Origin of the sequence: Paenibacillus kribbensis, assembly GCF_001705305.1 — a bacterium.
In the GTDB taxonomy this organism is placed as follows: Bacteria; Bacillota; Bacilli; order Paenibacillales; family Paenibacillaceae; genus Paenibacillus; species Paenibacillus kribbensis_B.
On the sequence record NZ_MCBP01000012.1, the window covers coordinates 44,625 to 62,717 of the forward strand.

The 18,093-nt window shown below is 46.1% G+C and carries 13 protein-coding genes; 4 read left to right on the top strand and 9 right to left on the bottom strand.

What is annotated here, in order from left to right:
• Nucleotides 1–18 precede the first annotated feature (18 nt).
• Genes BAZ21_RS19900 through BAZ21_RS19905 form a run of 3 tightly spaced genes read right to left on the bottom strand, consistent with a single transcriptional unit; the run spans nucleotide 19 to nucleotide 3,105 of the window.
• Nucleotides 19–1,191 (bottom strand): Gfo/Idh/MocA family protein, encoded by a 1,173-nt coding sequence (locus BAZ21_RS19900; protein ID WP_068504411.1) that lies wholly within the window; start codon nucleotides 1,189–1,191, stop codon nucleotides 19–21.
• Between the two features lie 52 nt (nucleotides 1,192–1,243).
• On the bottom strand, nucleotides 1,244–1,372 hold the full coding sequence (locus BAZ21_RS28650; RefSeq protein WP_256022025.1) for a hypothetical protein: 129 nt from the start codon (nucleotides 1,370–1,372) through the stop codon (nucleotides 1,244–1,246).
• Nucleotides 1,373–1,401: 29 nt separating this feature from the next.
• Nucleotides 1,402–3,105 carry an ABC transporter substrate-binding protein gene (locus tag BAZ21_RS19905; protein WP_068504413.1) on the bottom strand — a complete coding sequence of 568 codons (1,704 nt, stop codon included), beginning with the start codon at nucleotides 3,103–3,105 and terminating at the stop codon, nucleotides 1,402–1,404.
• A gap of 217 nt (nucleotides 3,106–3,322) precedes the next feature.
• Here BAZ21_RS19905 and BAZ21_RS19910 point away from each other — a divergent pair, with 217 nt between their 5' ends.
• Nucleotides 3,323–4,183: a helix-turn-helix domain-containing protein gene (locus BAZ21_RS19910; RefSeq protein ID WP_068504415.1), complete on the top strand. Its 861-nt coding sequence runs from the start codon at nucleotides 3,323–3,325 to the stop codon at nucleotides 4,181–4,183.
• Between the two features lie 15 nt (nucleotides 4,184–4,198).
• Here the strand turns inward: BAZ21_RS19910 and BAZ21_RS19915 are convergent, their stop codons facing one another.
• From BAZ21_RS19915 to BAZ21_RS19930, 4 genes are all read right to left on the bottom strand, one after another.
• The gene (locus tag BAZ21_RS19915; RefSeq protein WP_068504416.1) at nucleotides 4,199–5,710 is read right to left on the bottom strand and encodes a glycoside hydrolase family 43 protein; all 1,512 of its coding nucleotides are present in this window, start codon (nucleotides 5,708–5,710) and stop codon (nucleotides 4,199–4,201) included.
• Between the two features lie 474 nt (nucleotides 5,711–6,184).
• Nucleotides 6,185–7,171 carry an aldo/keto reductase gene (locus tag BAZ21_RS19920; RefSeq protein ID WP_068504418.1) on the bottom strand — a complete coding sequence of 329 codons (987 nt, stop codon included), beginning with the start codon at nucleotides 7,169–7,171 and terminating at the stop codon, nucleotides 6,185–6,187.
• A gap of 63 nt (nucleotides 7,172–7,234) precedes the next feature.
• Nucleotides 7,235–8,218, bottom strand: coding sequence for an aldo/keto reductase (locus BAZ21_RS19925; protein WP_068504420.1), 984 nt, complete (start codon nucleotides 8,216–8,218; stop codon nucleotides 7,235–7,237).
• A 127-nt stretch (nucleotides 8,219–8,345) separates the two neighbouring features.
• On the bottom strand, nucleotides 8,346–8,552 hold the full coding sequence (locus tag BAZ21_RS19930) for a hypothetical protein (protein WP_068504422.1): 207 nt from the start codon (nucleotides 8,550–8,552) through the stop codon (nucleotides 8,346–8,348).
• A 195-nt stretch (nucleotides 8,553–8,747) separates the two neighbouring features.
• On the opposite strand from BAZ21_RS19930, the gene BAZ21_RS19935 reads away from it, so the two are divergent.
• The 3 genes from BAZ21_RS19935 to BAZ21_RS19945 all read left to right on the top strand — a co-directional run bounded on the left by BAZ21_RS19935 (nucleotide 8,748) and on the right by BAZ21_RS19945 (nucleotide 13,213).
• Nucleotides 8,748–9,656 (top strand): AraC family transcriptional regulator, encoded by a 909-nt coding sequence (locus BAZ21_RS19935; RefSeq protein ID WP_068504424.1) that lies wholly within the window; start codon nucleotides 8,748–8,750, stop codon nucleotides 9,654–9,656.
• A 208-nt stretch (nucleotides 9,657–9,864) separates the two neighbouring features.
• The gene (locus BAZ21_RS19940; RefSeq protein ID WP_068504426.1) at nucleotides 9,865–10,851 is read left to right on the top strand and encodes a LacI family DNA-binding transcriptional regulator; all 987 of its coding nucleotides are present in this window, start codon (nucleotides 9,865–9,867) and stop codon (nucleotides 10,849–10,851) included.
• An 85-nt stretch (nucleotides 10,852–10,936) separates the two neighbouring features.
• The gene (locus BAZ21_RS19945) at nucleotides 10,937–13,213 is read left to right on the top strand and encodes an alpha-galactosidase (RefSeq protein WP_068504428.1); all 2,277 of its coding nucleotides are present in this window, start codon (nucleotides 10,937–10,939) and stop codon (nucleotides 13,211–13,213) included.
• 270 nt (nucleotides 13,214–13,483) lie between these two features.
• On the opposite strand, the gene BAZ21_RS19950 is transcribed toward BAZ21_RS19945, so the two are convergent.
• Both BAZ21_RS19950 and BAZ21_RS19955 read right to left on the bottom strand, forming a co-directional pair.
• Nucleotides 13,484–16,594 (bottom strand): efflux RND transporter permease subunit, encoded by a 3,111-nt coding sequence (locus tag BAZ21_RS19950; protein ID WP_068504430.1) that lies wholly within the window; start codon nucleotides 16,592–16,594, stop codon nucleotides 13,484–13,486.
• Nucleotides 16,591–17,982, bottom strand: coding sequence for an efflux RND transporter periplasmic adaptor subunit (locus tag BAZ21_RS19955; protein WP_068504432.1), 1,392 nt, complete (start codon nucleotides 17,980–17,982; stop codon nucleotides 16,591–16,593). Before BAZ21_RS19955 ends, BAZ21_RS19950 begins: the two co-directional genes overlap by 4 nt.
• Nucleotides 17,983–18,093: the final 111 nt, after the last annotated feature.

Below are 18,093 nucleotides of genomic sequence, written 5' to 3' on the forward strand. Positions count from 1 at the left end.
ACCTTTCGGAATGTAATGTTACATTTCTTCAATGGATACCCAGCGTCGTTCCTCTATGGATCGTTCCACCGCTTCAAGCACGGCCTGACAAGCGACACCGTCGTGGAAGTTCGGCACAGGTTGCCGTCCTTCGGAGATGGCACTCAACATCTCAAGCATCTCGTGGGTGAAGGTATGCTCGAATCCGATCGTATGTCCTGCAGGCCACCAGGCTTCGGAGTACTTGTGTGCCGGATCGGTGGCGAGCACGCGGCGGAAGCCCTGAACGTTCTCCTCATCCTGTGTGAAATACACTTCCAGTTCGTTCATTCGTTCAAAGTCAAACCGCACACTGCCCAGACTCCCGTTGATCTCGAATGAATTTGTGCTCCGATGTCCGGCAGCAAAGCGTGTGGCCTCGAAGCTGCCCAGCGTACCTCCGGCGAAGCGTGCCAGGAACAGCGTGGCATCATCGACTGTCACTTCTCCCATCGGTGCATTCGCCTCGGCGCTCCCCTTGGAACTCAGTCCGCTCATCTCCAAAGCCAGCGGGCGTTGTTTGATGAATGTCTCACTCATGCCGATCACTTCATGGAACTCGCCGACCAGGAACCGGGCGAGATCAATCAGATGGGCGCCAAGATCACCATGAGCGCCAGAACCGGCCACTTCCTTTTGCAGCCGCCATACTAGCGGGAAGGACGGGTCCATGACCCAGTCTTGAAGGAAAAAGGCACGGAAATGATAGATTTTGCCCAGACGACCGCTCTCGACTAGCTGCTTTGCCAGCTGGACAGCCGGAGAAAAGCGGTAGTTGAAGCCGATCATATGTCTGACACCCGCTTCCTCTGCTGCCTGCAGCATGTCACGGGAATCCGCCAGCGAGAGCGCAAGCGGCTTCTCACAGAACAGATGCTTGCCATGGAGGGCAGCCGCAACGACAATTTCCTTATGGGCATCACTCGGGGCGTTGATGTCAATAAGATCAATATCGTTACGTTTCACCAGATCACGCCAATCGGTAACACTCTCGGTCCAGCCGAACTGGCGGGCAGCCGCCTGAACCCCCTGTTCGTTGCGTCCACAGATGACGGACATCTCCGGCTGCAGCGGGGCATCTGGGAAGAACATGGGCAGACTGCGGTAAGCGTTGCTGTGAGCCTTGCCCATAAATTTGTAGCCAACCATTCCGATACGAAGACGATTAGACATGTCGTTATCCTCCTTATGGGTCTGAGTTCCAACGGATTTTTGACGAATGGGATTATTGACGAATGGATGACGCCCTGATAATCAGCTCTGTGGACAGGAGTTCTCTTACCGAGGCGCTTCCGGTCAGTTCCAGGGCTGGAATAAGGTCCAGAAAATCCGGTATAAGCTTCGATGCCAGCATATGCTAGCCATAGCTCTTATAGCGATGTTTTAAATATCCTTGCCCGTCCAGAGTCTTACCCTATCCTTGATCCACTCTGTATACTGTTGCTCCATCTTAACTGCACCTACCTTGTCGATCTCACTTAGCATATTGTCATAAATGGTGTCAAATTGGCCAGGAGATGAGGCAATAGCTTCAGGAATGCGTTTTTGGATAATATCCTGGATTTTCTGATAAATAACATTGTAGTCACCGCTATCTGTTGGAACAGGCATATTGTAAGCGGCCCCCCACTCTTTTACCGGAAATTCTCTTTCTGAAGGAAACAACTCTTTCCATGTGCTGATTCCATATCCAGCAAGAGCTTCTTTTTCAGCTTGAGAGTAATTGGCCTGAATTTGTTCAGGGAAGTTTGTCGTGTAATAATTGCCCGTTGAATCCTTGACTCCGTCTCCATAATGCGCACTAAATACATAATACAACCCGATACCAGTCTCCCGAGAAAAAGTACTATTGTCTTTATTTTTACGCTTTTGAATGTCTTCCGGAATTTTCCGGATTCCATTCTCGACCACATAGTGTTCGCCCTCGATACCCCAATTACGCAAAATTTGTCCTTCCTCGGAAGCCAACCAGTCCAGAAATTTAATGGCGCGTACAGGGTCCTTACAATTTACAGTTATTCCTATGCCGTAACCATCAAAACCAATCTTTTGGAAATCAGTCCGTTTATAACTTTTATCCAGTGAGACTGGATAGTGTCCATAAGTCTTATCATCCTTGCCAGCAGCTTTCAGCGCATTCTCTGCATCACCATAAGCCCAGTCTTGATCTATAAGAGCCAGAACACGACCGCTGGCAATTTTGGCTTTATACTGGTCATCTTTCTGAACAAAGCTCTCTTTGTCCAACAGCCCTTCATTAAACATTTTGTTCAGCCACCGAAAATATTTCTTCTCTTCAGGACGTTTGTAATGCAGCATCGCTTCGTAAGTTTGCGGGTTTATATAATACTCACCGTCTCCCGGTGCACCGGTGGCATCAACCGCCGGATCTGTAACGGTAACCATTCTTCTCCACCCATCAGCAACCAAGGTAAGAGGAATTGTTGATTGTCCATCTTCTGTTGTCGGATTTTTCTTGTAAAATTCACGAAGTATGTTTTCAAAATCTTCAATCGTTTTCATTTGGGGATACCCGAGTTCTTTCACTACTCGATGTTGTATGGAAAATCCACCTCTAGCATCAAATGAGGTCTGATTCACAGCTCCGTTCGTCGGTATCCAGTAGATAGCCTGATCATCATTACTGTATTTTAGACGATTAAAGTATTCTCCGTACACCTTTTTCAGGTTAGGCGCATGCTTCTCAATTAAATCCGTTAAATCAATCATCGCACCTGCATCCACCAATCTGGACAAGTTGCCTTTAGGATATATCAAGTCCGGGTAATCTCCGCTAGCCGCCATCAATGAAATTCGGTCGTTTCCCCCGGCGCTTGTTATATCATACTCTGCATCAATGGTTACACCCGTATGCTCTGTAATTTTTTTGCCTACGGCATCCTGCATTTTATTCCAGTTCGGACTTGCATCTGCTCCAAAGAATGTAAACGTGATTGGACTCAAATCATTGCTTTCCTGCGAATTTCCAGGCCTTGCTTTATCCCCTGAGCTGCTGCAGCCTGCAGAAGCGATTAATATACTGACCAGCAGTAACATTACCAGCTTGTTTCTGGTGATCTCCTTCATGACTATCTTTCCTCCTTGTCTTGGTCTGAATGATGAACCACTAAACCATTAATGAATGCGTTTACAATGAAATAAAAAAAGGACCGCCTGATAATAGAATACACTGTCAAATACCAGTTATATGTAAAATATAATTGACGCTCCGCGGTTAAACCTTGATTTTTAAGTCCCTTTTATAGCATGATATAGACATCAGACAACATTGGGTGGTTTAATTTTGAACAACGTATATCTGGAATGGTTTACAACCGATGAACAGTTTCCTTTTTTTATACAATACGGCGGACATCAGGAAAATACAGAGCAGCATAGACATATCGACTTCTCTGAGCTTGTGATCGTGCTCCATGGCAATGCTACACATGTCGTGAATCACGAAACCTCATTTATCAAAAAGGGGAATGTTTTCGTTATTAATGGCGGAACTTCTCATGCTTATCTAGATCCTCATGACCTGAAAATCTGTAACATTATGTTTAGACCTGAAATGCTTAAACTTGCAGGACCTGATCTTAGAACCTTAAAAGGTTTTCAGGCCCTCTTCATCCTAGAACCACATTATCGCAATATCCACTCATTTGAAAGCAAGCTAAACTTGAGTATTACGAGCCTGGAGTACGTTACCTCGCTAATATCCATCATGGTTGAAGAATATCAAAAGAAACATCAGGGCTACAAAACCATGCTGGCTTCACGATTTATGGAACTCATCGTTTATTTGTCAAGGCAATATGATCATCAGGAAACAGGCGTACAGAGTCACCTGATGCATCTGGCCAACGCGATCTCCTATATTGAAGATCACTATCTCGAATCCATTACGCTTGACGAAATTGCAGGCCAATCCGAGATCTCTGTGAGGCATTTGAACCGAATCTTTAAAAACGATTACCAGACTTCACCGATTGCTTACCTTCAACGACTTCGGTTGGAGCGAGCCTGTATGCTGTTGAAAAATACCTGCCTTTCCATTACAGAGATCGCTTACCAATGTGGGTTCAATGACAGCAATTATCTCGCTCGTCAATTTAGAAAAAACTATGGCATGTCACCAATATCATATCGAAAAAATCAATAACATGCCTGCAAACGCTTACTCTATGGGTTCATAATCATACCAGTCAAATCGTGCCGGAGCAGGCCATCCGGATTTACAAGATGCGTACATGGCAATGATTATTCCAGTGAAACCGCCCGCAACCTCGGTTGAAAGCAGATGGCTTTCCCCCTTTCCCACCTCAACAGCTTCAAGCTTCGGATGACAAAAAGAGAATTTAAATTGTTCGGGCTGAGCCTCTACTTGCAAAATGACAGGCCCTTGCAGGCAATCATATGTTTTCTCCACTTGCAATGAACCTACGGTTTTGCGGAGTACCATTTTTTTCTGTCCATTCATTAAAGTAATGGCAAGATCATAATGGTATTTTTCGTTCATATAGACAGTTAATCCCGCTTCATCGCCATCGTTCACAGGTTCAAACTCCAACAAGGTTGCAATATGGCATGTGAAGTGGCAAAGCCGACGACCTACAAATGCAGGAGAGCCCGTATCATCCAAAGTCATCTCGTTACCACGAAGGGTCAGATATCCGGGATGCTCTTTCAACGTCCAGCTATCTGGCTTGGGATTTCGCAAAAATATCCATTCCATGTCCAAGTCTGAACGATTGAAGTCATCTCTTATTATATTTTTGGCCCATGGGAACGCAGACAGCTGCGGTGCGTCCATGACAGGTTCAATCCTTCCATTGTTACCTAGAAGAGGCCAGCCGTCCGTTGTCCAGTTAACCGGTGCAAGGAATACCTCTCTGCCCAAATGATGACGCCTAGGATATGAAACGGGCCTGATCCCCAGGCAAACAGCCCACCAGCTGCCATCATGTGCCTGTACCAAATCTGCATGCCCGGTCGCATGTATGCTGCTATGCAAGCTTCGATTTGAAAGAATAGGGTTGTACGGACATGGCTCATATGGGCCATACGGATCTGTACTTCTCGCAATCGTCACCATGTGGCCATACTCTGTCCCGCCTTCTGCGATCATGAGATAATAATACCCATTCATTCTGTAGAGATGAGGTCCCTCGGGGTGTGCCCCACCCGTTCCCTTCCAGATCAGCCGAGTCTCTGTCAGCCTTCTTCCAGTTTCAATATCAATCTCACATTGATAAATGCCATGACCTTCACTTTCCGTGGCTGATGATTGAAAATACACACGACCATCCTGGTCAAAGAAAAGGGACGGATCTATGCCGGACTGATCAACCTTTATCGGATCAGACCAAGGACCGCCTGGCTGCAAACTTTTCACATAAAAATTCCCAATCCCGCTTGTGTTGGTCGTTGTCATATAAAACCAGCCGTTGTGATATCGAATTGTCGGCGCAAAGATGCCTCCTGAACTCCAGGCATTGGCCAAAGGCAATTGTTGTTCTGAAGTGAGACAATGACCAATCTGGTTCCAATGGACAAGGTCTTTACTATGGAAAATAGGTACACCGGGAAAATATTCAAATGAACTTGTAACCAGATAATAATCATCGCGAACCCTGCAAATACTCGGATCGGGGTAAAAGCCCGATATTACGGGATTGTTATATTGCATCCAATACAACTCCTAACCATCACAAATTTTATTGTTCGAATCTCAACATATACTTATTTACTTATTTACTATTACTATCTATCTCCATCGCTTTCTATGCTCTGTTGGTCCGAACCCTTTTACTATTCTATTTCACTGTTTTATGTTCAACCATAAGAATCAAGTCATGAGTATAGCACTATGTAGACAAAATCTAGGTTATACGCTGAGATTAGCCCTAATAAAGGCATAACTGCTCTCGACGAGAGCAGTTACAGGTTTGAGGAATATTAACTTTCTCTAACAAGCACCTATCAGCCATGCTTTTGTTATTTAGACCAAGTTGAAATAGAGTTACAAAAGGAGGGATTTTGTCCTTAAAAAGGCTACAGCGAAAAAATGATCGTTAAAGGGGACTGACCCCATGTCGTTAGATATGAGGAGAAACTTTTCTACCCTTATCATACGTTAAGTTTGCTTGCTGTTTTCCTCCGCTTAGAGCCCTGTTCTTCTTTCCAGCTCTTCCGGATATCGGTCCCCTACCAGTGTAATCTTCGAGGCTGCGGACTCGATCGCATGTAAATCTTCCGGTGTTAGCTCAACATTAGCTGCTCCCAGGTTTTCTTCCAGACGATTCAGCTTTCTGGTGCCCGGAATCGGAACAATCCACGATTTTTGAGCAAGCAGCCAAGCGAGCGCAATTTGAGCAGGAGTTGCATTTTTCCGCTCAGCTACTTCTTTCAGCAGATCTACCAGAGCCTGATTGGCCGTCAAAGCCTCTGGAGTAAAGCGCGGAAGAATATGGCGCAGATCCCCATCCGCAAAGGATGAATTTGCATTGAAGCTACCCGTTAAGTATCCCTTTCCTAGAGGACTAAAAGGAACAAAACCGATACCCAGTTCCTCCAGGGTCGGCAGCAGCTCTTCCTCAGGACGTCTCCACCACAGGGAGTATTCGCTCTGGACTGCGGCCAGCGGTTGAACCGTGTGTGCGCGGCGGATTGTCTTCACACCAGCCTCGGATAGCCCCCAATGCTTAACCTTGCCCTCCCGGATCAAATCCTGTACTGCTCCCGCCACTTCCTCAATCGGTACATCCGGATCTACCCGGTGCTGATAGTACAGATCAATGACTTCGATTTTAAGCCGTTTTAACGATTGTTCGGCAACTTTTTTGATATGCTCCGGTCTACTGTTCATTCCGGCCTGCTTGCCGTCTTGAATGTCAAAGCCGAACTTCGTGGCAATCACCACCTGATCCCGGACAGGCAGAAGCGCTTCCCCTACAAGCTCCTCATTAATGTATGGTCCGTACACTTCAGCAGTATCAAAGAAGGTAACGCCGCGTTCAACGGCTTCCCGAATAACTGAAATCATCTCCTGCTCATCTGAAGCAGGGCCATAACCATAGCTCATCCCCATGCAACCGAGACCGATTGCAGATACTTCCAAACCGCTTTTTCCAAGTACTCGCTTTTGCATCATTTTTCTTCCTTTCCATGTAAAATTAGACGATTACAGCGAAGCGGTGTAGCCACCCGTTCTTTAGCTCAGATTCCCCATAACTGGATGAGGTACATAAGGTTCCTCCAAACTCGCGATCTCATCCGCACTCAGCTTCACCGACAGTGCGGCAATCGCATCGTCCAGATGATGAGGCTTGGTCGCCCCAATGATTGGTGCAGTGACTGGTTCTTTTTGCAGCACCCATGCAAGAGCAACCTGGGCACGCGGAATACCGCGTTGGGCAGCAATTTCGGCTACTCTCTCGACAACCTTACGATCCGCATCGGCCATTCTGGAGTAAAGTGTCTTTCCAATCTCGTCGATCTCTGAACGCGCAGTTGTCTCTTCCCAATCCCGGGTTAATCGCCCTTTTGCCAGCGGACTCCAAGGAATGACACCGATTCCCTCCTCACGGCAGAGCGGCAACATTTCCCTTTCCTCTTCCCGGTACAGCAGGTTCAAATAGTTTTGCATGGACACAAACTTGGTCCAGCCATTGCGCTCGGCCACATGCTGTGCCTTTATGAATTGCCAGGCATACATTGAAGATGCTCCAATATATCTGGCCTTGCCTGCTTTGACTACATCGTGGAGTGCCTCCATTGTCTCTTCAATAGGTGTAGTATTATCCCAACGGTGGATCTGGTACAGGTCAACATAGTCTGTACCCAGGCGTTTCAGACTGTTATCGATTTCGTTCATGATCGCCTTACGGGAAAGCCCTGCACCATTTGGACCTTCATGCATACGGAAGAATACTTTTGTAGCAATAACCACCTCATCCCGGCGGGTCATTTCCTTTAAAGCGCGTCCGACAATTTCTTCACTGGTTCCATCAGAGTATATATTGGCAGTATCAAAGAAATTAATTCCTGATTCGAGTGCCTTCTTCATAAATGGTCGGCTCTCTTCTTCATTCAGTGACCATGGTGCTATTCCCCGTTCAGGCACTCCGTAGCTCATGCAGCCCAGACACAAACGGGAAACTTCCAGGCCGGTACGGCCAAGTTTTACATATTCCATAACTCTATACACTCCTCTGTTATAATTTTTTATGAATCTGATCATCATAATCTGACTACAGCAACAAGAACGCATTCATAAACAAAAAGGACGTTAACACATTGTTATATGATGAATAATCGATTTCTCACCATACAGATCTTGTCGCTCCTATATTCTTATTGATGCTGGCTTTTGCATACTCTGGATGATGCGGTGGTCTACCATATTTAGAATAAAGGTGATTCAAATATTCCTGATACAGCTCCCTAAAAACCGCTTCTTTTTCTGAATCGACAAGGACTCGCAATCTTCTAATCAGAATTTTCTCATACCATCGAATTATTTTTTCCATTTTATTCAGCTCCTAATGGATATAGGATTTCAATTGCTTTTATAATTTCATAAGGTGTAACTTTATTATGCAGCAATTGAAAAGTAAACCGTTATCTTATTTATCTTAAATCCTTGCCTAATCCTCTTATGGGCAATAGCATCATCCATATTGATTGTTTATAATGAGCATTAACCAACGAATAAGGAGGTATTCATGCCTGAGGAAATACATAAGCAGCAAAATAAGCTGGCTGATCTGATTGAGCGTCACTGTCTTCGGGAGGGAGTTCATGAGACGGCAATCCCAACTTTGTTTTTTATCCGCTATTCCCATACGACTGAGCCGGCCTACAGAATATATAAGCCTTCTTTCTGTTTTATAGCTAAAGGCTTGAAAGAAGTATTTCTCGCACAGGAACGTTTTACGTATGGCCCTGCCAATTACCTGATTGCATCCATGAACCTGCCGGTGGTCGGCCAAGTCATCAAAGCTTCTCCCGATGCGCCTTACTTGAGTTTTAAGCTTGAATTTACACAGAGTCAGATTTTAGAGGTTTTAAATAATTCTGAAATCCAGCCTATGCCAAAGGAAAATGCGAAGCGGGCTCTGTTTGTCGGCCAGATGGAGTCAGATTTAATGGATGCGATCCTCAGATTAGCCCGTCTGCTGGACCAACCAAAGGATATTCCGTTTCTGGCTCCTCTGTTTGTAAGGGAGATATTATACAGGCTTTTACAAGGGCAGTATGGAGTTACACTGGGACAGATTGCTATGGAGGACAGCAATACGTACCGAATTAGAGAAGCTATTGAACAAATTATTCATCATTATGATAAGCCTCTGCGGATCGAGGAGCTTGCTGAGGTAGCCAGTATGAGCGTTTCATCATTTCACCGGAACTTTAAAGAGGTAACGGCCATGAGTCCACTCCAATTTCAAAAGCAGCTGCGCCTGCAGGAGGCCCGTCGTCTTTTATTATCCGAGTCGGCAGATGCCGCTGATGTCGCATTCCGGATCGGCTATGAAAGCGCGTCTCAATTCAGCCGTGAATATTCCCGTATGTTCGGTTCTCCTCCGAGAGCGGACATCAAGCGTTTGAAGGAACATTTTCATATCGAATAGCTGCTTTTCGCTACAAGTAAAAAGCAATTGAATCAGCGGAGTTTTTTACGATCATTCTCCAGATTCAATTGCTTTTATCATTATTTATCCTTTTACGGTAGATCAAAAGTAATCTTAAGTTTCAACTGCCATCTTGAAAAGATCATTCGGATGTGCTAGGATGAAATCAAATTTTTAGTAAAATTATTAACTAAAAGGTGTGAGCTCTTTGGCAACCATTAAAGACATTGCCCGTGAAGCGGGTGTGTCTGCCGCAACCGTTTCACGGGTTTTAAATAACGATTTGTCTCTGTCCGTGAGTCCAGACACCAAGAATCGAATTTTTTCGATTGCTGAACAACTTGAATACAAGCCTTCCCGGTTGAGGCAATTAAAGCAGAACACGGAGCGTGCCGGGAAAACGGTCTCCCTCCTGCTCTGGTGTTCCATTGAAGAGGAACGGGATGATCCTTACTACGCCTCGATCCGCCGTGGTATTGAGCTGCGCTGTGAAGAGCTTGGCCTGACGCTGGGACAGACTCTGCGAGGCCGCTCTTCCATCGCTACCTTGCAGAAGGCGGACGGTCTGATTGTTGTGGGCGGCGTTGATCCTGAAGAGGTGATCAAGCTGCATCCTGACCAGGACACCATTGTCCTGGTCGACCAGTACGATGAACAGCTGGAGTACGATTCCGTACGCCTCCATTTCCGGCAAGCAGTTGATCAGGCACTCGGACATCTGATCGAGCTGGGCCACCGACAAATCGGGTTTATTGGCGGGAGAAGCGACGGAGAGCGACGGGCGCATTATTTTGAACGGTTCATGCGGGAACGGGGGTTGTACAATCCTCAATACGTCCGTGTAGGCGCCTGGAGTACCGCAGATGGATATCGGATGATGAACGAGCTCCTTGCCGGACAGGAAAGACCGACGGCCTGCTTCGCTGCAAGCGACCCGCTCGCCATCGGTGCCCTTCGCGCCCTTCATGGACATGGAGTCAAGGTACCGGAGGATATGGCTATCGTCGGCTTTGACGACATTGATATGGCTGCCTTTGTACAGCCTCCGTTAACCACTGTGCGCGCCTATCCCGAACAAATGGGAAAGGCTGCCGTTCAACTGCTCTCTGAACGGTTTGAAGGACGTGAAGCGCCTGCGCACAGCGTGATTGGGACCAAGCTTGTCATACGGGAGAGCTCATCCGCAAACAGCTAACATCAGTTTTTGAAAGTCTTCTTGTCATAGATAAGTATCCTTACGTAAAACAATCGATATGATGAACCCCTAAGGAGTGAATATCATGAACATTCATGTAAATGAGGCGCTTGGCTTGTTCCACCTGCAGTCCAAAGATTGCAGCTATATTATCCAGCTTGTAGAAGGATATCCCGCACATGTCTACTGGGGGGCTCGACTTCATCATGATAAAAGTCTGGCAAATATACTGGAGCTCAGGGAGCGCTGCTCCTTCTCCCCCAATCCTGTGCCTTCCAACCGCACGATTTCCCTGGACACGCTTCCCCAGGAATATCCTCAGTATGGAACAAGTGACTTTCGTCAGCCCGCTTACCAGGTTGCACTTGCAGACGGAAGTCGGATTACGGAGCTAAAATATAGCGGCTACCGCATTGTACCGGGTAAACCAAAGCTCGAAGGGCTTCCTGCCGTCTACACCGAATCGGATGATGAAGCGACAACCCTCTTTTTGATCCTTGAGGACCAATACTCGGGTCTTAAGGCCACACTGCTCTATACCGTATTTGCTAATCACAGCGCTATTGCGCGGTCTACTCTTTTTGAGCATAAAGGAAGCGCTGTCATAAGTATTGAGCAAGCCATGAGCGCCTCTGTCGATTTCGGAGATTCCAACTACCAAGCTCTCTACCTGTCCGGAGCCTGGGTGCGTGAAAGACATATCCAGCGCCGCGACCTCGGGCCCGGGGCTATTCGCTTGGAAAGTCGCCGGGGTTCCAGCAGTCATCAGATGAATCCCTTTCTCGCACTGCTTCGTCCTGATGCAACTGAAGATCGTGGAGATGTATACGGATTCAGTCTGGTCTACAGCAGCAACTTCGTCGCACAGGCAGAAGTAGAGCAGTTCAACCAAACCCGTGTAAGTATCGGAATCAATCCCTTTGATTTCTCCTGGCGACTTGAACCGGGTCAGTCATTCCAGACCCCTGAAGCCGTACTGGTCTTTTCCGAAGAAGGTCTTGGGGGCATGTCGCGTACCTATCATCGACTCTACCGCACACGTCTGTGCCGGGGTGTTTACCGTGACAAAGAGCGCCCTATTCTCGTAAACAATTGGGAAGCCACTTATTTCAACTTCGACGCCGATAAAATCGAAGCGATTGCTAAAGAAGCGGGTCCCCTTGGTATTGAGCTCTTTGTTCTTGACGACGGTTGGTTTGGTAAACGCGACAATGACGATAATTCGCTTGGAGACTGGTTTGAGGACCGCCGCAAGTTGCCCGGAGGTCTTGCTGACCTGGCCAAACGAGTTAATGAACAAGGATTACAGTTTGGGCTGTGGGTAGAGCCGGAAATGGTGTCTCCTGATAGTGAATTGTATCGCAAGCATCCCGATTGGTGCCTGCATGCTGTAGGTCGGCGGCAGACGGAAGGTCGATCTCAGTTGGTGCTTGATCTATCCCGCAAGGAAGTATGCGACTATTTGTACGATACGCTTAGCTCGGTATTCTCGCTCGCTCCAATTACTTATGTCAAGTGGGACATGAACCGTAATATGACGGAGATTGCTTCGGCTACAGCTTCTAGCGAACGGCAAAAGGAAACCGCGCACCGTTATATGCTCGGCCTTTACGATCTGCTGGAACGTCTGACCTCCCGCTTCCCGAACATCTTGTTCGAAAGCTGCTCTGGAGGAGGCGGACGGTTCGATCCCGGAATGCTCTACTATATGCCGCAAACATGGACCAGCGACGATACCGATGCGATTGAAAGATTGGCTATCCAGTACGGAACAAGCATCGTGTATCCGGCCAGCACCATGGGGGCACACGTATCAAGCGTACCGAACCACCAGGTGGGACGAATCACCTCCCTCGCCATTCGCGGTGACGTGGCCATGAGCGGCAACTTTGGCTACGAGCTTGACCTCACTGCATTTACAAAAGAAGAAAAGGAGCTCGCTGCCAAACAAATCGCCCAGTATAAGGAAATTCGCTCCCTTGTACAGCAGGGGAATATGTATCGACTCCTGAGCCCGTTTGAGGGTCGAGGCGATACGGCCTGGATGTTTGTTAGCGAGGACCAGGCCGAAGCTTTTGTCGCTTATTTCCGCGTGCTGGCTGAGCCGAACGGACCAATACGGAGATTAACGTTAAAAGGACTTAACCCGGAGAAAAAGTATATCATCGAAACCGGAGCAACGGGCAGCACTATAGATCATGGGGGGAATACCTTGGCGGAAGACGGCGTTTCCCCTTTCTGTCCAGCGTTCGGCGGTGAAATCTTTGGAGGTGACCGCCTCATAAGAATTGGGCTTGTTATCTCGGACCTGGCAGGGGATTTTGTCAGCTCTACCTTCCGCCTAAAAGCTATTCCCCGATAATTACGGATACAGTCAATAAGGATAAAAATAATGTAAGGCAGGCCGATTTGAAGTGACCCCTTAAAGTTAGACACGTATTATTTAGGCAACCTGTTGGGCATGTGCTCGGTATTGTACCGGACTCATGCCCTTTCGATACGATGCTACTTCATGAATACTCTTACTATTTTGTATTACTCCAGCAAAAGAAAAAATCGTACATTAGGGCAAATAGCCTAATGTACGACCGGGTAGGATTCAAGCAGCACTATAATCTATCTTTTGTAACATCTACAGAGACAATGAGCTATCGCTATTTGCCTGCATTTCCTTCTTATGCTTCCGCTTCAGCTTCAGATTAGCTACAACCATATAAAGAGTCGGAACTACAAACAACGTTAAAATGGTTGAAAAGATCAGTCCGAATATAATGGTCGTTGCCAACGGTTTGAACAAGATCTCCCCTATTGTGGCAATGGGGATCATACCGACAATCGCAGTTAACGAAGTAAGCAAGATTGGACGGAAACGGGCAGAGCATGCCATTAGAATCGCGTCTGTTAAATTAGCTCCTTCACGCCGCGCATCTTCAATAAACTCTATCAACACGATACCGTTGCGCACGACGATACCGGCAAGTGAAATGATACCCATAATACTCATGAATCCAATTGGCATGCCTGAAATAAAACTTCCCAGGATTCCCCCTGCCGCTGCCAGATAAACAGTGGTCATAATAATTAGCGGTGTGGAAACCGAGTAAAACTGCATTGTGATTAAGAGGAGAATAAGAAAAATAACAATAACAGCTAATTTGCCCAAATCCTTAAACATATCGGACTGCGCAGATGTTTCCCCTCCCATCTCCCAAGTGTAGCCCGGCTCAAACTGAGTATTTGTAAGCTTGCTACGGATGTCCTGGGTGAGCTCCGTAGCCGTACGCCCATTTGCATTGGCTGAAATCGTTACAGTCCGCTCCAAATCATAACGGTGGATTTGCTGGATGGAAAAGTCCGGTTTCATCGTGGCTAATTGGGATAAGGGGATTTGCTCCCTTGCCGTATTGGTCACACTTAATTGTTGGAATAATACCTCAGGATCATTGTTTGGTTTGTTCATGTATACATTTACATCAAGCAATTCCTTACCCGTATCAAAATCCGTTACATTCACCCCGTCACCCATTAATAGCAAAGTACGCGTTAAATCGGAATAGCTAACCTGATATTTATCCAAGGCTTGCTGATTGATTTGGAAATTCAGATTATAGCTTTGCATACCCATATTATCGGTCACATCTACAGCTCCGGGGGTCCCCGCAACGATTTCTTTTACTTTAGTTGTCATATTTTGCAGTTTTCCAATGTCTTCTCCTTTAATACGGATAGACACCGCACTGCCGACCGGAATACCTAATTGAGGAACACGAATGCTTATTAATGCAGATGGATATTTAGCTTGTAACGTGTTGGTCCAATTATCCACTGTTTTTTTGAGATCAAATAGCCCCTCTTTTCCAACGACAGCAAGTTGACCGTTTACCGCTCCCCCAGAGCCGTGACCACCTGCAACATCGCTGTACAGCTGAGGCGCTCCTCCACCTGCCGTTGCCGCCAGCCGCTCTGTTTCCGGCTGTTTTTTGACCCAGGTCCCAATCTCGCTTACAACCTGATTGGTTGCCTGCAACGACGTTCCTTCTGGCATCGTTACGCTGATCGTGGCATCCGCTTTATCGGAATCTGGAAATAATTCAATGGGAACAATAGCAAGTAGTCCATAAGCTGCTGTACCAATCATAAGACCAATAAGCGCTGTTAAAAGTGGACGTCGCAGTATTCTTGGCATCCAGTTTTTAGAGTACACATTGGATAGAGACTGTATTTGATTACCAAGAAGCCCAGGTGGCTTAACTGTTTTACTACTCTCTTTTCCTTTACGACGTTGATCGTACCATTGACGGAAAATAGGAATGATCGTTAGAGACATAATCATGGAAGCCAGCATCGTTAACGAAATAACGGTAGGTATTGGTTTAATAAAGTCTCCAATAGTGCCCGGCAGGAATAAAAGCGGGGCAAATGCTGCAACCGTAGCTAGCGTAGCTGTAATGATCGATAAGGATACCTCTTTCGTCCCTTTAATGGCCGCTTCCGTAGCATCCTCCCCAAATTCAGAGCGTCGGCGTTCAATGTTGTCATTTACCACGACGGCATCATCAACCAATATCCCTAACACGATGATTAATCCGATGACTGAAATTTGATTCAGCGTGGTTCCTGTTGTGGGCAAGAAAATAAAGCCTATGGCGATGGAAACAGGAATTGCCAAGGCCACAAATGCAGAAGTCAGCAAATTCAAACCTAATGTACATATAACAATGACCGATAAAATAGCGATTATCATCTCTTTAGTCAGGTTCCCGAACATTTCATTTACTCGATCATTTTGCGCAAAAAGCAGCTCAAAATGCACGTTCTTCGGCAAACTGCTCACAAGTTCATTGATTTTGGCTGTTGTCGCTTTAGATACCGTTGGCACGTCTGTGCCTGTATCTCCACTCACACTGATCGAAATAGCAGGTTTGTTATTTACATACGTATAACTAGCCGCTTTTTTAAAAACAAGTGAGGCTGTACCTACATCTTTCAGAGATATCGGGAATCCATCGTCATTGCTTGAAATCTGGACGTTATTTAGAATAGATGGATCAGTAGAGGCATTTACCGTCAGCTGATAAGTACGCTCATTGAAATCCATACTTCCTGTAGGAACTCTGTCATTCTCATTTTTGATCGCTTGAACAACCTGCTCCCAGGAGATGTTATATTGTTGCATCTTTTGTGTGTCCAAACTGATTCGTACTTCTTGATCCGGTATTCCTTGAATATTAACTTGCGAAACACCTGAGACCGTTTTTAATTGATCTTTCCATTTGTTCATCAATTCATTTAACGAGTATAAATTCTCAACTTTATCAGAAGTAATCGCATATGAACCAATGAAAGAGCTTGTCATGCTATCATTGATAATAGGCTGCATCGCATCATCTGGAAGCTCGGACTGTGCATCCTGTACCTTGGTACGAAGATCAGCCCACACCTTTGTCGGGTCCGCATCTTCAAAAGCTTCTATAGTTATACTGGATTGGCCTTTAGATGAAGTGGAAGAAATCGTTTTGACACCTTGTACTGCTTTAATTTTCTGTTCCATTACCTTAGTAATGGTTTGCTCGATTCTTTCAGGTGAGGCGCCCGGATAGACGGTTGTAACACTGGCTGACAAGGGAATAACATCAGGTTGCTCCTGTTTAGGTAACGATGTAAAGTTGTAGAGTCCTAGCACAATGCACATACCAAAGAAAATAAGTGTAATCTTTTGTTTTTTAACGATATATTTAATCATTCGGACGACTCCTCCGATTTCCCAAGTACATCATTCCCAATTAAATCACCATTAAATAAGGTTCCTGCTCCTTGTGTAACGATTTGATCACCTGCCTGTAGTCCAGAGACAACTTCGAGCTGATTATTAGTCACTTTTCCCAGTTTAATCGCTGTTTTAACGGCCTTTCCATTTATAGCTTTAAAGACATAAGGGTCATTTCCAGTGCTAATCACTGACTCTACGGGTACTAACAGTGCTTTGGATTGATCCATGCTTTTAGATGCACTTACGACTTGACCAGGCTTCCAATTCAGTTCAGGATTGGGAATGCTAACTTCCACATTGATGCTCCCCGTTTTGGAATTAGTCGATGGATAGATCTGGGTAACGGTCCCTGTTCTGATTTCATCATAGAGAGATATATTTACTTTTTGATCTTTCTTCCACGATAAGATTTCACTATCCGGTACGGGGAGGAGTACCTTTAGAGTCTTGATATTCCCGACAACAAATGCCTCACTCCCAGTGGAGCCCAGTTGACCATCAGATACCTTTTTTTCAATCACAACACCAGTTATCGGGGATGTTAAAGTGGCTTTTTTAAGTGATAAGGATGTTTGTTCATAAGCAGCCAATGCATCCTCGTAGGTAGCCTGCGCCTGTGCTATACTGGCTTGTCCTTGTTGTTGAGTAGCCCTAGCCGATTCCAGCCCTGCCCTGGCCTGATCTACGCCAGCCGAAGCCTGTGCACGCTGTTCCTGAGAGGCCCCTGCAAGCAAGAGAGACAATTGCTCTTGCGCGTCAACTAAGCTTTTTTGTGCGTTCGTTAATTCCAGCTGTGCATTCTCATTTTCCGTTAATGATACTGCACCTGCCTGGAATAGACTTTGGGTCCGTGCGGCATCCGCTTTCTTCTTGTTGTAATTATTGGTTGCCGCAGTAAGCGCATTTTGTGACTGTGCAATTTCCTGCTTTTTGGCGCCGTTGTTCAATTCCTGCAATTTCGATTGGGCCGCATTAATCTGGGATTGTGCATTATGAATGCCCGCCTGTGCCGATTGAACAGAAGCCTCCGCTTGGCTAACACCGGCCTTTGCCTTTTCCATGGTTGCCTTTGCCCGATCAAGCTGTAATTGGTAAACCGATGTATCTAACTTCGCAAGGACACTCCCTTTTTCTACTGAATCCCCAACCTTAACCATGGTGTTCAATATACGTCCATCCGCTTCAAAGGAAACATTGGCTTCATTACTTGCCTGCAATGTTCCCGCCAAATTAAAATCATTGGCCAAAGGTTTCATTACAAGTTTTTCAATTTTTACCGGGTGACTGGCTTCTGTTACAGAGTTCTCCGATGCACTGGAGCAACCGGAAGCTACTATGGCTAATGCAACCCCTGCAATCATTATTCTGATTCTTTTTCTCTTCAACTAATGTCATCCTCCCTGATTCTCTCCTCTAAAGGTGCTATCAGCAACCCATGGGTCAAGTAAATTTTCTTCATTCCTTTCATCATG